This window comes from Bacteroides sp. AM16-24 (genome assembly GCF_003471885.1).
Classification (GTDB): Bacteria; Bacteroidota; Bacteroidia; order Bacteroidales; family Bacteroidaceae; genus Bacteroides.
Genome location: NZ_QRKI01000002.1, coordinates 239,862 through 255,054 on the forward strand (window position 1 = coordinate 239,862; position 15,193 = coordinate 255,054).

The window sequence follows — 15,193 nt, forward strand, 5'->3', positions numbered from 1 at the left end:
TATTAAGCGCACAAATTTACGGTAAAAAAATGAATAAACTGTCAGAAAAGTCAGAAATTTACTTTCTAAAAGAATACTCCAAAGGAAAAACTGAGAACATTGTCTCGCCGGTGGAAACGTATTTCGTCGGCGGGTGGATCACCTTCGACGACACCGTCATCATAAGTCACTTTGCGCGATATATTATGTAATCCTATATCATAACGGAAGTCGAAGAAAATGCGGGAAATGGTAACGGCTACTCCAAGGGTAAAACTGAGGTTCAATGGCCGCAATCTTTCGCTGATTTCCTGCTGGTCAAAATTCTCAAAAGTGACTTCGCTTTTTTTATTCCAGATATAACGGAACTTTGGACCGCCGAATACAGCCAGGCTATAAGGTCCCTCCTTGATAACATTATATCCATAGATCACAGGAATATCTACGCTGTGAATGGATGACGTAATAGATGCCATTTCCAAAGGGGCATTCTCTTCAGCAGGTTTCTCGAAAGTGATGTTGCAGCGGTTAATGTTGTAGGATATTTCCGGTTGCAGGAAGTGGCGTTCAAAGTTGATACGCATGAAGACAGAACCGAAATAACCTATCTTATAGTTATTCTGCACCTCGTCTATTGTGATACCGTTCAATGTAAGGTTGGATACAAGAAAAAGGGAAGAGGTGAAGCCACCTTTAATACCGAAGTTCACCGGACGGTCATGGTGGTGTTTGCTCAGAGGTTCTTCAACCGCCGTGCCGGGCACAAGATGAGACTGTCCCCACATCGTAGCGGGGAAAAGCAAAAGGCACAGGATAAAGCTCTTCAATACTTTGTTCATCACTTATCACTAACGGTTAATCATTCATTTTATTTTTTCTTTTCAACAGACCAGCCAAATTTACCGATCTTTTCACCCAATTCATAGTATCCTCCATGTACATAAACCAGTGGATTAGCTTCCGCCAGTTCCAGTTTTCCGGTTTCCGTATTCAGGTTCCGGTCGTCGGCACGTACGTTTACCACATCGGCAATAAACATATCATGCGAGCCGAGTGACATGATTTCCTTTACACGGCATTCTATACACAAGGGGGATTCTTCAATAAGGGGAGCATTGACCACAGTACTTTTTCCCGGTGTCAGATGCATCTCTTCGAACTTATTGTAGTCCTTCCCGGAACGTACGCCACACCAATCCGTTGCACGCGCCATATCTTTGGTCGTGAGATTAATGACAAACTCCATATTCCGTTTTAGAATTTCGTAGGAGTAACGTTCCGGGCGTACTGAAATATAACACATGGGCGGGTTCGTACAAATCGTTCCCGTCCATGCAATTGTTACTATGTTGTATTCTTCCGGAGTGCTTCCGCAACTTACCAATACGGCAGGAAGCGGGTAGATCATTGTTCCAGGCTTCCAGTCTTGTTTCATGACTAAAGAGTTACGAGCTTTTATATTATTTCAATTTCGTTCCTGTTTTGCTCTTTCTCACAATAGTGACATCGGATCACGCAATTTTCCTTGTCTACTACATGGAATAACGTCGCCATGGGCTCGTTGTTCGTGATACATTTGGGGTTAGCACACTTTACAATGCCGCGAAGTTCCTCAGGAAGGCTAACTTCACGTTTTTCCACCACTTCATAATCCCGGATAATATTCAGCTTCACGTTAGGCGCTACCACGGCAATACGATTAATTTCATCATCGCAGAAAAATTTATCCGCAATCTTAATAATGCCTTTAGTACCCAGCTTTCCGCTTTTGAGATTAAAGCCAATGGTGATATTGTTGTTCATGTGTTCAAGTCCCAGCAAAGAGACTACGGTGAACAGATTTTCAGAGGGGATATGGTCGATAACAGTACCGTTTTCTAATGCGGCAACCTGTAACTCTTGTTTTTTTTCGCTCATAGTTTTTCTGATGTAACTTCAATTGTAAACTTGTCAAATCATTCTTTCACATCATCCAGTGTGATGCCCAATACATCACAGAGAATAGCCTCACGGGCATAAAGACCGTTTTGTGCCTGCTGGAAGTAGTAAGCTTTCGGATTATCGTCTACGTCGTATGCGATTTCATTGACGCGGGGCAGGGGATGCAGAATACACAGATTAGGACGGGTCTGTTCCAGCATTTTGTTGCGCAGGATATAGACGTTCTTCACCCGTTCGTACTCCATGAGATCGGTGAAACGTTCACGCTGCACACGAGTCATGTAGAGGATGTCGGCATCTGCTATGGTTTCTTCTGTAAAGTCCGTATGTTCCACGTATTTGATACCATGATCGCGGCAGTAAATCTTGTATTCTTCAGGCATTCTCAGCTCATCGGGAGCGATGAAATGGAAAGTCGGATTGAAGTGGCGCATTGCCATCAGCAGCGAATGTACAGTACGGCCATATTTGAGGTCACCAACGAGGAAAATATTCAGGTTCTCCAGTGTACCCTGGGTTTTGTAGATGGAGTAGAGGTCGAGCATCGTTTGTGAAGGATGCTGGTTGGCTCCGTCTCCGGCATTGACGATAGGCACTGTGGTTACTTCGCTGGCATAGCGGGCTGCTCCTTCCAGATGATGCCGCATCACGATGATATCGGCGTAGTTGCTCACCATTTTGATGGTGTCTTTCAGGGTTTCGCCTTTCGAAGAACTCGTTGCTTTGGGATCACTAAACCCGATTACACGGGCCCCTAAGCGGTTGGCTGCTGTTTCAAAACTGAGTCTTGTACGGGTAGACGGCTCGAAAAAGAGGGTGGCAACCACTTTCCCTTCCAACAGCCTACGGTTGGGACGGGCTTCAAACTGCTTCGCCATCTCGATCATGTAGAGGATTTTTTCCTTGCTATGCTCGGCAATGGTGACTAAACTTCTGTTTTCCATATCGTTCGTTATTTTGTTTCTTTTCGAGAGTTCAAAGGTACGGAAAAGATGCGGAGTACGGAAGAAAGACGGGAGAAAATAACGAAAAAAAAATCCCATGGGATGAAGTTGCTCATGTGGTGAGATGAATGCCGGAATTTGTTTGAATCATTATCAGCTTCAGCAGCAGCTTTTCTTTTTCTTTTCTGCTGTTGTTGTTATATAAAGAATATATAAGAAAGAAAAACGCACTGTTTGTTTTGGCGAAAATGTTGAAAAATAGCACTTTACTGCTCAAAACGCCACTTCATTCCTAAGCAAAAAAGTGCGTTTTTCGGCAAAAAACAGCTTGGAATCGGCCGATTCCTAAGCAAAAAATGCCTCAAAAATGATCAATTCCCTACTACTTTTGGTGACTAAAATGCCATATTTCATCGCCTCAAATGCCACACTTTATCATCGGAAATGCCACATTCCATTCTCCCGAATGCCACACTTTATGCTTGTTGAAGTGTGGCATTTTACCCGTTAAGATGTGGCATTTGGGATGATAAAGTGTGGCGTTTTAAGAGTTTTCTATAGAATTTATAAGGGTGTTCCAATATAATTCCGTACCTTTGCCTTATTATTTTTACAGGTAATCTATTTTATTGATTTAGTGAATTTACAGTAATAAACATGATAAAGAACATCATAAAAATCCTTTGGATATTCTTAGCCGTCATCATATTGGCTTGCGTCACTGTTTTCTTCTCCATTGCTAAAGGTTGGATAGGCTATATGCCTCCTGTTGAAGATCTGGAAAACCCTAATTATAAGTTTGCTACACAAGTTTTCTCGGAAGATGGGAAGGTGCTTGGTACTTATTCGTTTAGCAAAGAGAACCGTGTATATGTGGGCTATAATGATTTGTCCTCCAATATCATCAATGCATTGATTGCAACAGAAGATGTGCGTTTTGCCGAGCATTCCGGAATTGATGCAATTGCTTTGTTTCGTGCCATTGTGAAGCGTGGTTTATTATTCCAGAAGAATGCAGGTGGAGGTAGTACGATTACCCAACAATTATCGAAGCAGCTCTATTCGCCCAGCGCGGACAATGTAATGGAACGTTTGTTTCAGAAGCCCATTGAGTGGGTAATTGCAGTGAAATTGGAGCGTTACTATACCAAGGAAGAGATACTTACGATGTATCTTAATAAATTTGACTTTTTAAACAATGCAGTCGGTATCAAAACTGCAGCCAACACTTACTTTGGCTGTGAACCTAAAGATTTAAAAATAGAAGAAGCTGCCACTTTAGTTGGTATGTGTAAAAATCCGGCTCTTTATAATCCCGTTCGTTTCAACGAGCGTTCACGCGGACGCCGTAATGTGGTGCTCGATCAAATGCGTAAAGCAGGATATATCACTGCCGAAGAATGTGATTCACTGCAAGCACTTCCACTGACTTTGAAATATACCCGTGTTGACCATAAAGAAGGTATGGCAACCTATTTCCGCGAATATCTGCGTGGAGTATTAAATGCCAAGAAGCCTGTGAAGGGAGATTATCGAGGTTGGCAGATGCAGAAATTCTATGAGGATTCTCTTGATTGGGAAAATAATCCTTTGTTCGGCTGGTGTGAAAAGAATATGAAGAAAGATGGTTCAAAATATAACCTTTATACGGATGGTCTGAAAATCTATACGACTATTGACTCCCGTATGCAGCAATATGCAGAAGAGGCGGTAGAAGAACATTTGAAAGAACTGCAAGGCTATTTCTTCAAAGAAAAGAAAGGACGTAAAAAAGCGCCTTACAGCAACAGGATCACGCAGGAGCAGGTAGATGAAATCCTTGCCCGCACCATGAAACAGTCTGATCGTTATCGGACCATGAAGAAAGCCGGTGCATCGGATGCTCAAATTGAAAAGGCTTTCAATACACCTGAAGAAATGTCGGTATTCACCTGGAATGGTGAAAAGGATACGATCATGACGCCTATGGATTCTATCCGTTATTACAAACACTTCCTTCGTGCCGGTTTTATGTCAATGGATCCGCACAACGGACATGTAAAGGCGTATGTAGGCGGACCTAATTATAATTACTTCCAATACGACATGGCAATGGTAGGACGTCGGCAGATTGGTTCTACTATGAAACCTTATGTATATTCACTGGCTATGGAGAATGGATTTTCTCCTTGTGATGAGATGCGGCATGTGGAGTTTCAGGGCTTCGATGAGAATGGTAAACCTTGGGCGCCTCGTAATGCAAATAATAAGCGTTACGGAGAGATGGTGACTTTGAAATGGGGACTGGCTAATTCGGACAACTGGATTACGGCGCGATTGATGAGTAAATTAAACCCGTATGAGTTAAAACGATTGTTACATAGTTTCGGTGTGCGCAATCGTGAGATTGTACCTTCTATTGCTCTTTGTCTTGGTCCTTGCGAAATCTCGGTAGGAGAGATGGTAAGTGCATATACGGCATTCCCCAATAAAGGAATTCGTGTGGCACCTATGTTTGTAACCCGTATAGAAGATAGTGATGGCAATGTACTGGCTACGTTCTCTCCGGAAATGGAAGAAGTTGTCAGCGTTTCCAGTGCTTATAAGATGTTGGTTATGCTGCGTGCGGTAATCAATGAGGGAACCGGTGGACGTGTTCGTCGCTTAGGCGTGAAAGCCGATATGGGTGGTAAAACTGGAACAACTAATTACAATGCAGATGGCTGGTTCATGGGCTTTACCCCTTCATTGGTATCCGGATGTTGGGTAGGCGGTGAAGAACGTGACATTCACTTCGATGGTATGACGCATGGGCAAGGTGCTTCTATGGCATTGCCTATCTGGTCAAAATACATGGTAAAAGTGCTTGGAGACAAAACACTGGGATATGATGAAAGTGAGACATTCCAACTCCCTGAGGGTTTTGATCCCTGTAAGGATAACGGAGACGTTGATCTGGAACCGGCATCGGAAATCGGTTTGGATGACTTCTTTGATTAAAATTCAAGTGTCGGTCTAAATTATTGATTTCGAAAGTGGTTTATACAATCAGCATCGGTAGTAACGAGCAACGGAAAAAGAATCTTTCGTTGGCGCGGAAGCGGTTGAAAGAACTGTTTCCCGGTATTCGTTTTTCTACGGAAGAAGAGACTAAACCGCTTTATTTCCGGCGTTCATCTTTATTTTCCAATCAGGTAGCACGTTTTATTTCCAATGATGATGCGGCGGAAATAACTTCTTGCCTGAAAGCTATTGAACGGGAAGCGGGACGGATACCTGAAGAGAAAAAACAAGAAATAGTCCGGTTGGATTTGGACTTGTTGTCGTGTGATGATACTGTCTATAAACCCGACGATTTAAAAAGAGACTACATTTGTCGGGGATTAAAAGAGATAGAGTAATTTCAAATGGGTATGCGGGCGACGCGGATAAAGCGGAAGAACGTGGATCTATTAAATTGTAAAATTGTAAATATAAACATGTTGAAGTTTTTAGGAATCATTCCCGCCCGTTATGCATCCACGCGTTTTCCTGCAAAACCGTTGGCTATGCTGGGAGGTAAAACTGTAATACAGCGAGTCTATGAACAAGTGGCCGGTATTTTGGACGATGCTTATGTGGCTACAGATGACGAACGGATTGAAGAAGCTGTAAAAGCTTTCGGAGGTAAAGTAGTGATGACTTCTGTGAATCATAAAAGTGGTACGGATCGTTGCTATGAAGCATATACTAAAATAGGGGGAAACTTTGATGTCATAGTCAACATTCAGGGCGATGAACCTTTTATTCAACCCTCCCAACTGGAAACTGTAAAAGCTTGCTTCAATGATATTACAACCCAAATTGCCACACTGGTGAAACCTTTCACTCCTGAGAATGGATTTGAAGCTTTGGAGAATATCAATTCTCCGAAAGTAGTGCTGAATAAGAATATGAATGCACTCTATTTCAGCCGTTCTATTATCCCTTATCAGCGGAATGCGGAAAAACAGGATTGGCTGAAAAATCACACTTATTATAAGCATATAGGATTATACGCTTATCGTGCTGAAGTTTTAAAAGAGATTACTTCGTTGCCGCAATCTTCACTGGAACTGGCAGAATCGCTGGAACAACTTCGTTGGTTGGAGAATGGCTATACCATTAAAGCCGGTATTACCGAAGTAGAGACCATCGGCATTGATACTCCCCAGGATTTGGAAAAGGCTGAAGAATTTTTGAAAATATGTTAGACAGATCTATCCAGCCCCTTATTCGTGAACCGGAACAACTGGCAGTGCCATCTCCCGAGTGTCGGGTGATGAAAAATGGCATACCTTTATATATACTCAATGCCGGGGATAATGAAGTAGTCCGAATTGACCTGTTGATGGAAGGTGGGCGCTGGCAACAAGATCAACGCTTGCAGGCTTTGTTTACCAACCGGATGCTGCGCGAAGGTACCCGGCGTTATTCGGCCGCGGCCATTGCCGAAAAGTTGGATTACTATGGTGCCTGGTTGGAACTTTCCAGCTCATCCGAGTATGCTTATATCACTCTTTATTCTTTAAATAAATATCTGCCGGAGACTTTAGATGTCTTTGAATCTATCGTAAAAGAACCTCTTTTCCCTGAAAAAGAGCTGGGAGTGATTATCGACAGCAATATCCAACAATTTCTTGTAAACAGCTCCAAGGTGGATTTCCTGGCCCATCGCACTTTGATAAATGCCGTATATGGCGATACGCATCCGTGCGGTCAATTAGTGCAGAAGGAAGATTATTATTTGATCAACCCTTCTGTCCTGCAATCTTTTTACGACCGATATTATCACTCCGGAAATTGCAGTATCTATCTTGCGGGGAAAGTCAGCGAAGACGCTATCCGTCGTATTGAAACTCTTTTTGGAAGTAAACCTTTCGGCAAAGATTTTCGCAAACCGGAAAAACTGTCCTATGTTCCGGTAACTTCTTCTGAGAAACGTATTTTTACCGAGCGTGCCGATGCAATGCAAAGTGCTGTTCGCATGGGAATGCTTTCTTTGGACCGACGCCATCCTGATTATTTGAAAGTCCGTGTTTTGGTTACCTTGTTCGGAGGGTATTTCGGTAGCCGTTTGATGTCTAACATTCGTGAAGATAAAGGATATACGTATGGTATATCTGCCGGTATTATGCCTTATCCCGATAGTGGGTTGCTGGTTGTCAATGCAGAGACAGCCAATGAATTTGTAGAACCGCTTATCAAAGAAGTTTACCATGAAATAGACCGCCTGCAAAATGACCTCGTACCTGTCGAAGAACTTGCCATGGTGAGGAATTATATGCTGGGCGATATGTGTCGTAGCTATGAGTCTGCTTTTTCACTGGCGGATGCCTGGATCTTTATTCATACTTCCGGTCTCCCGGACTCTTATGTGAGGGATGCCGTGGAAGCTGTGAAGACAATTACTCCTGCCGAGATACGTGAACTTGCCTCACGCTATTTGTGCAAAGAGACATTAAAAGAAATCGTATCCGGCAAAAAAATGTCATAAAAGAAGTGGAATACCCCTTCCTTTTAGCAGATTAATTGTATCTTTGTGCAAATACTATATAGGACGTGTAACAAGTTGCTACGTTTACACGTCTTATTATTAAAATCGCTAATTTATAATTTTCAATGAAATATCTATATACTGCACTCATTCTGGTATTCATGTCCCAAGGCGGGGCGACGGCCCAGGAAAAGAAATCCGGTTTCTTCGATAAAGTAAAAACGACTTTCTCTTCTGAAATAAAGATAGGAACTCATACCTTCAAAGACGGCTCCGTATATACAGGTGAAATGAAAGGACGCAAACCCAACGGAAAGGGGAAGACGGTTTTCAAGAATGGTAATGTCTACGAGGGTGAATATGTGAAAGGAAAACGTGAAGGATATGGTACTTATACATTCCCTGACGGTGAAAAGTACGAAGGACAATGGTTTCAGGACCAGCAACACGGTAAGGGTATCTACTATTTTATGAACAACAACCGTTATGACGGCATGTGGTTTCAAGATTATCAGCAAGGCAAAGGTACAATGTACTATTACACCGGTGACATTTACGAAGGAGACTGGGTAAATGATAAGCGTGAAGGTCAAGGCACATACACCTGGAAAAACGGTTCCAAATATGAAGGTTCCTGGAAGAATGATAAGAAAGAGGGTGAAGGTACTTTTGTATGGAATGACGGCTGTAAATATGAAGGTGACTGGAAGAACGATGTGCGTGATGGAAAAGGAACTTTCGAATACGCCAACGGAGATAAATATGTAGGCGATTGGAAAGATGATATGCAACATGGCAAAGGCATTTACTTCTTCCACACCGGCGACCGCTATGAAGGTTCGTATGTGCAGGGTGAACGTACCGGAGCCGGTATTTATTATTACGCCAATGGTAACAAATATGTAGGAAACTTCAAGGACGGTATGCAACACGGTAAAGGTGTGTTTACTTGGGCAAGTGGTGCGGTCTATGACGGTGACTGGAAAGACAACCAGCGTGACGGTCGCGGAGTTTATAAATGGAATGTCGGCGATTCTTACGAAGGCGAATGGAAAAACAACCAGTTCAATGGTCAGGGAACCCTGATTATGACAGACGGAACTAAATATAAAGGTGGTTTTGTGAATGGTATGGAAGAAGGTAACGGTATACAGGAGGATAAAAACGGTAATCGTTACGAAGGCTTCTTCAAGCAAGGCAAAAAGCACGGTCCTTTTGTTGAAACGGATAAAAACGGGAAAGTAATAAAAAAGGGCACGTACAAAATGGGAAGACTGGAGTAGAGATTAAGATTTGAAACTTTAAATAAAAAATGAAGGCTGCGCAATTCAATATATTGCGCAGCCTTTGTTTTTTATATCCAATTCTCTATTAGATAATATACTGTGAACTGATAGACTCATTATTCACCACTCTCTTAATGGTTTCTGCAAACATATCAGCAATACTGAGTTGTTTTACTTTTGCGCATTTCTTAGAGTAGGGGATACTATCGGTAAATACGATTTCAGTCAGACTGGATTCCTGTACACGGAAAGATGCCGGATCGGACATTACACAGTGGCTTGCAATAGCGCGTACTGATTTAGCACCGGCTTCCAACATAATGTTAGCTGCTTTGGTGATAGTACCGGCTGTATCTACGATGTCATCTACCAATACTACGTTCTTATCGGTTACATCACCGATAATCTGCATGGATGCAACTTCGTTTGCTTTCTCACGTGATTTGTTACACAATACCAGAGGAACTCCCAAATACTTTGAGAATGTGCTGGCACGTTTGGAACCACCCACATCCGGCGTAGCAATTACAAGATCTTTCAGTTTCAAGGACTCAATATAGGGTAGGAACACTGCCGAAGCATACAAGTGATCTACCGGAATGTTGAAGAAACCTTGGATTTGATCAGCATGGAGATCCATCGTAATCAAACGATCGATACCTGCTACTGAAAGTAAATCAGCTACTAACTTTGCGCCGATAGAAACGCGAGGTTTGTCTTTTCTGTCCTGTCGTGCCCAACCGAAATATGGAATGACTGCAACAACACTTTTCGCAGATGCTCTTTTAGCAGCGTCGATCATCAGCAGAAGTTCCATTAAATTGTCGGAATTAGGGAAGGTGGATTGAACCAGGAATACATGTGCGCCACGAATTGACTCTTCATAGGAAACAGCAAACTCACCATCAGCAAAGTGGGTGATGTTCATCTTTCCCAGAGGGCAATCAAGGCTTGCGCAGATTTTCTCTGCAAGGTATCTCGAGTTAGTTCCGGAGAATACCATTACGGGTGCTTTTTCGCTCATTTTGTAATAGATGTTACCTATTTGTTTAATACGGCTGCAAAGTTATGAATTTCCCGCTACATTCTACAAGACTTATTGTAGAAAAATCTTTTTTCTTTCCCGGATTTATTTGTAGCTTTGCTAAGTGAAACGGTTTCCTCATATACGATTGGTGGGCTTACTGTGTTTTTACATGGTAATGATTTCTTGTGTGGGTACTGCCCCCACCAAGGAAGTACATCTTATCGATTCGCTCAACCAAGTGGCTTATTCTTATCGTTATAAAGACCTGGACTCTTCTTGTCATGCTGCCACACAAGCTTATGAAAAAGTAAATATGTATAGTCAGGGAAAAGCGGAAGCATCCAATAATCTGGGTTTTTGTGCTTTTATGCGCATGGATTTTGAGAAAGCGGAGAAGTTTCATAAGGATGTGTACAGCCTCACGAAAAATGAACTGGAGCTGCTGGTTGCCGATATCGGATTGATGAAAATCTATCAGCGGACAGCCATGAACAAAGAATTTTATGACTATCGGAACAGTGCCCTCCGCCGCATGAAACGAATAGATGAAGATAACAAGCTTTTCGTAGATAAACACGAACGGTTGAGACTGAACTATGCACGCTCCGAATTTTATATTGTTTCCGCAGTTTATTATTACTATCTGCAACAACGTCCGGAAGCGGTAGCTTCCATCAATGAAATCTATCCGCAGGAAGAACTTGCGGCAGATACGAACCAGTTATTGTATTATCATTATATAAAAGGATCGGCAGCACTTTGTGATGGCGAAACGGCGGATGAACGTCGTTTGCGTGAATTCGACGAACTGTATACAACTTGGAAAATGGCATCCCGCGGAGGATACTTGTATTTTGAAGGTAATGGAGTGCAAGGGCTTGCTAACCTGATGGCATCTCCCGATAATTATGACTTTTTCCAGGTCAGGCGTTCTCATGCGTTGAAACAGTTTGATGTTCCTGTGGATTCCTTGTTGCCCATGCGTTTAGGACAATTGGCTTTGAAGAAATTCAAGCAATATAATGATGTGTATCAGATTGCCGGTGCCTATGTTTCTATTGGTAAATATCTGAATGCGCATGATAACTACGCCGAAGCATTGGACACTCTGACGCTTGCCTTGGAGTGTGTGAACAGCCATCATCGCCGTTTTTATGATTGCCACGATAGCTTGGACTGGTTGAAAACCTATGATATGCGGGATACCATTTCTTCAGAGAAAGCATGGATAGAGCGTAAGTTGCGTACTGTGCCAGAATGGATTTCACGTATTCGCGAACAACTGAGTGTTACGTATGCCGGACTGGAAATGAAGCAACACTCCGATTATAATCGCAATATTTATCTGGATATTCTGGAAGATACCCGTCAGGATAAGGAGTTGGAAAGCCGTTATCAGGCTTTGGAAAGTGAAGCCCGGCAACTCAATATTTTGCTCTTCTTCGTGATTGTCGGTTTTATACTGGTGGTTTTATTCTTTTGGATATTCAATAAGCGGTCTAAAGAACGTAATCATGTCCATTTGCACCGTTTGAGGCAGATGTTGGACATTTGTCAGAAAATAACTGCTTCTATTCCCACGGACGCACAGACGGAAGAAGAAATTGTAGATGCCATTCTTTCTGCTGTGCAGACAGATATAGAGGAACTTTTCAGTGTAAAAGACATCCGGATAGAAGATGGACAGTTGGTATTACCCAAACGTCTTACAAAGGATGAGAAGGCAATACTACATGTGATTGCTCCTTATATTACATGGGCACTTGACAACGGTATGACTTCCATCTCGCTGGGTGACGAACGTCGCCGGTTGGAGAAAGAACGGTATGTGTACGAACAGCATATAGCCGGAAATAAACGTCAGAATCTTATAAAGAAAGCGTGTATGGCCATTGTGAACGGTATTCATCCGTACATAGACCGTATTATTAATGAAGTACATAAACTGACGGAAAAGGGTTTTATCCATGACGAACACATCAAAGCTGAGAAGTATCAATATATGGACGAATTGGTGACAACCATCAATGAATACAATGATATCCTTGCTTTATGGATTAAAATGAAACAGGGTAGTCTGAGCTTGAATATAGAAACATTCGGGTTGAACGAGCTTTTCGATCTGATACGGAAAGGAGGCCGTGCTTTCGAAATGAAACAGCAACAACTGGAAGTGACGCCAACGGATACCTGTGTAAAAGCTGACAAGGCGTTGACACTGTTTATGATAAACACGCTTGCAGAAAATGCCCGTAAATATACTCCAAAGGGAGGCAAGGTAAAAGTCTATGCAAATCCGACAGAAGAATATGTGGAAATTTCAGTAGAAGATACCGGTTATGGCCTTTCAGAAGAAGATGTGTCGCGTATTGTCGGTGAGAAATTGTATAATTCGCAGGAAATAGGCATACAGGATGCTGCCGACCGGGAAGAACTGCTGAAAAACAAAGGAAGCGGCTTTGGTCTGATGAATTGTAAAGGTATCATTGAGAAATACCGGAAGACGAATGAAGTATTCAGAGTCTGTTTGTTCAATGTAGAAAGTACTTTAGGGAAGGGCAGCCGTTTCTATTTCCGTTTACCTACAGGAGTGCGTAAAACTTTGATGATATTTCTGTGCATATTCTTTTCTATAGGCATGAGTTCGTGCAATAAAGCAGTGGAGGAAGCGGTGATGCAACCGGATGAAATCTACGCGCAAACGGCTCAGGATTCTTTGTCATTAGCTGCGGAAAATGAGTTTGAGGCTCTGCTGAATGAGGCGTCCGACTATGCCAATGATGCCTATTATAGTAATGTGGAAGGAAATTTTGAACAGGCTTTGGAATATGTAGATTCTGCCATGTCTTGCCTGAATGCGCATTATAAAAGGTATGCCCAGGAGCCGCAGCGCTATATGTCGTTGAGAGGGGAAGGGGAGCCAGGTGAATTATCCTGGTGGAATGATCTTTTCAATTCGGACTTTCATGTCATTCTGGATATCCGGAATGAGGCGGCTGTCGCTTTTCTTGCGTTGAAACAATGGGATGCATACAGTTATAATAATGCCGCCTATACAACTTTGTACAAATTGCTGGGTGAAGATCAGTCTTTGGAGGAATATTGTCGTCAACTGGAACGTTCCACCAATAATAAGATGGTGGGTGTAATCCTGTTTATCGGACTTATAGCTATGTTGCTCTTAGGATATTACATCCTGTATATTCGTAAACGTCTTGTAAACCGTTGGAACCTGGAACAGGTTTTGGAAATCAATAAACAGATATTTGCTGCCTCCTTGATACAAGTTCCCGAAACAGAAGAGGCATTGCAACGGGAAGAAGATACCCTGAAAGCCATTCCTCAGCGTATCGTTGACGAAGGTTTCGATGCCGTAAATGAGTTGCTAAATATTGATCGGTTGGGAATCGCCGTTTATAATGAAACGACGCATCAACTGGAATATGCATCAAATTCTATAGAAAATGAGTTATCCTCTGCGGGAGATAATGGAACATCTACAGCAGAAGATGAACTTTGGAAGGAAGTAGTTCAGCGTTGTTTTGAACAGCACACCCAACTGTCTGCACCGGGATTTGAAGCCTTGCCTTTGGTGGTGGATGCTGCGGGTGATTCGCGCTGTGTGGGTGTGTTATATCTTGAACGGCAGGAGAGTGTCGATCAGGAGACGGCTCATTTATTGTTGGAATTGATTGCGCGGTATATAGCGATTGTGGTCTTCAATGCTGTTGTGAAACTGGCAACAAAATACCGCGACATCGAAGCAGCGCATGAAGAAGCACACCGGGCATCATGGGAGGACGGTATGTTGCATGTGCAGAATATGGTGCTTGATAATTGTCTTTCCACCATCAAGCACGAGACGATTTATTACCCAAACAAGATCAAGCAACTCATTGGTAAACTCCGTTCAGGTATTCTCTCAGAAACGGAAGAAAAAGAGACAGTTTCAGCTATCAGTGAATTGATAGAATATTATAAAGGCATATTTACCATATTGAGTTCGTGCGCATCACGACAGTTGGAAGAAGTTGCGTTCCGTCGCGGGATAATTTCCGTAGCGGAGTTGTTTGCTCTGGCAGAAAAATATTTCCGTAAAGCGAATAAGGGAAAAGAGTTTGCTGTATCTTTCTCTACAAGAGCTATTGATGAGAGAGTGGTCGGAGATTTTATCCAACTCCGCTTTTTATTGGAGAATCTGATAGACGAAGCCTTGTCTGTTCCTCTGGATGGAGAAATACATTTGGTAGCAGCAGTAGACGGAGAATATATTCGTTTCCTTTTCACTGACACGCGAAGGACGAAAACTCGTGAGGAATTAAATCAACTTTTCTATCCAAATCTGGAACGTATGACGGCAACAGGAGAAAAAGGAGAGTTGCGAGGTACGGAGTATCTCGTCTGCAAGCAGATTATTCGCGACCATGACGAGTTTGCCGGAAAACGTGGCTGTCGCATTAATGCTGAACCGGCTGAGAATGGTGGATTTACAGTTTATTTCACGATACCGAGAAGAAAATAA

The 15,193-nt window shown here is 42.6% G+C and carries 11 protein-coding genes; 6 read left to right on the top strand and 5 right to left on the bottom strand.

Features of this window, described 5'->3' with window-relative positions; translation table 11 throughout:
- Positions 1–65: 65 nt before the first annotated feature.
- The 4 genes from DW182_RS03510 to pyrB are packed head-to-tail and all read right to left on the bottom strand — an operon-like array spanning position 66 to position 2,864.
- Entirely contained in the window at positions 66–818 is a 753-nt protein-coding gene (locus tag DW182_RS03510; protein WP_118294704.1) for a porin family protein, read from the bottom strand.
- Between the two features lie 29 nt (positions 819–847).
- Positions 848–1,414: a flavin reductase family protein gene (locus tag DW182_RS03515; protein ID WP_118294705.1), complete on the bottom strand. Its 567-nt coding sequence runs from the start codon at positions 1,412–1,414 to the stop codon at positions 848–850.
- A gap of 20 nt (positions 1,415–1,434) precedes the next feature.
- Complete coding sequence (gene pyrI / locus DW182_RS03520; protein ID WP_007214025.1) at positions 1,435–1,896, bottom strand: aspartate carbamoyltransferase regulatory subunit; 462 nt, start codon at positions 1,894–1,896, stop codon at positions 1,435–1,437.
- A gap of 38 nt (positions 1,897–1,934) precedes the next feature.
- Positions 1,935–2,864 carry an aspartate carbamoyltransferase gene (gene pyrB / locus DW182_RS03525; RefSeq protein WP_118294813.1) on the bottom strand — a complete coding sequence of 310 codons (930 nt, stop codon included), beginning with the start codon at positions 2,862–2,864 and terminating at the stop codon, positions 1,935–1,937.
- A gap of 657 nt (positions 2,865–3,521) precedes the next feature.
- Here pyrB and DW182_RS03530 point away from each other — a divergent pair.
- The 5 genes from DW182_RS03530 to DW182_RS03550 all read left to right on the top strand — a co-directional run bounded on the left by DW182_RS03530 (position 3,522) and on the right by DW182_RS03550 (position 9,641).
- On the top strand, positions 3,522–5,843 hold the full coding sequence (locus DW182_RS03530; protein WP_118294706.1) for a transglycosylase domain-containing protein: 2,322 nt from the start codon (positions 3,522–3,524) through the stop codon (positions 5,841–5,843).
- Positions 5,844–5,878: 35 nt separating this feature from the next.
- Positions 5,879–6,244, top strand: coding sequence for a 2-amino-4-hydroxy-6-hydroxymethyldihydropteridine diphosphokinase (locus DW182_RS03535; RefSeq protein ID WP_044532125.1), 366 nt, complete (start codon positions 5,879–5,881; stop codon positions 6,242–6,244).
- A gap of 81 nt (positions 6,245–6,325) precedes the next feature.
- Positions 6,326–7,075: a 3-deoxy-manno-octulosonate cytidylyltransferase gene (gene kdsB / locus DW182_RS03540; RefSeq protein ID WP_118294814.1), complete on the top strand. Its 750-nt coding sequence runs from the start codon at positions 6,326–6,328 to the stop codon at positions 7,073–7,075.
- The gene (locus tag DW182_RS03545; protein ID WP_118294707.1) at positions 7,069–8,358 is read left to right on the top strand and encodes a pitrilysin family protein; all 1,290 of its coding nucleotides are present in this window, start codon (positions 7,069–7,071) and stop codon (positions 8,356–8,358) included. Before kdsB ends, DW182_RS03545 begins: the two co-directional genes overlap by 7 nt.
- A 125-nt stretch (positions 8,359–8,483) precedes the next feature.
- Positions 8,484–9,641 (top strand): phosphatidylinositol-4-phosphate 5-kinase, encoded by a 1,158-nt coding sequence (locus tag DW182_RS03550; RefSeq protein WP_044532124.1) that lies wholly within the window; start codon positions 8,484–8,486, stop codon positions 9,639–9,641.
- An 88-nt stretch (positions 9,642–9,729) separates the two neighbouring features.
- Here DW182_RS03550 and DW182_RS03555 read toward each other — a convergent pair whose 3' ends face one another.
- The gene (locus DW182_RS03555) at positions 9,730–10,668 is read right to left on the bottom strand and encodes a ribose-phosphate pyrophosphokinase (RefSeq protein ID WP_181996166.1); all 939 of its coding nucleotides are present in this window, start codon (positions 10,666–10,668) and stop codon (positions 9,730–9,732) included.
- Positions 10,669–10,840: 172 nt separating this feature from the next.
- On the opposite strand from DW182_RS03555, the gene DW182_RS03560 reads away from it, so the two are divergent.
- Positions 10,841–15,193, top strand: coding sequence for a DUF5113 domain-containing protein (locus DW182_RS03560; protein WP_118294815.1), 4,353 nt, complete (start codon positions 10,841–10,843; stop codon positions 15,191–15,193).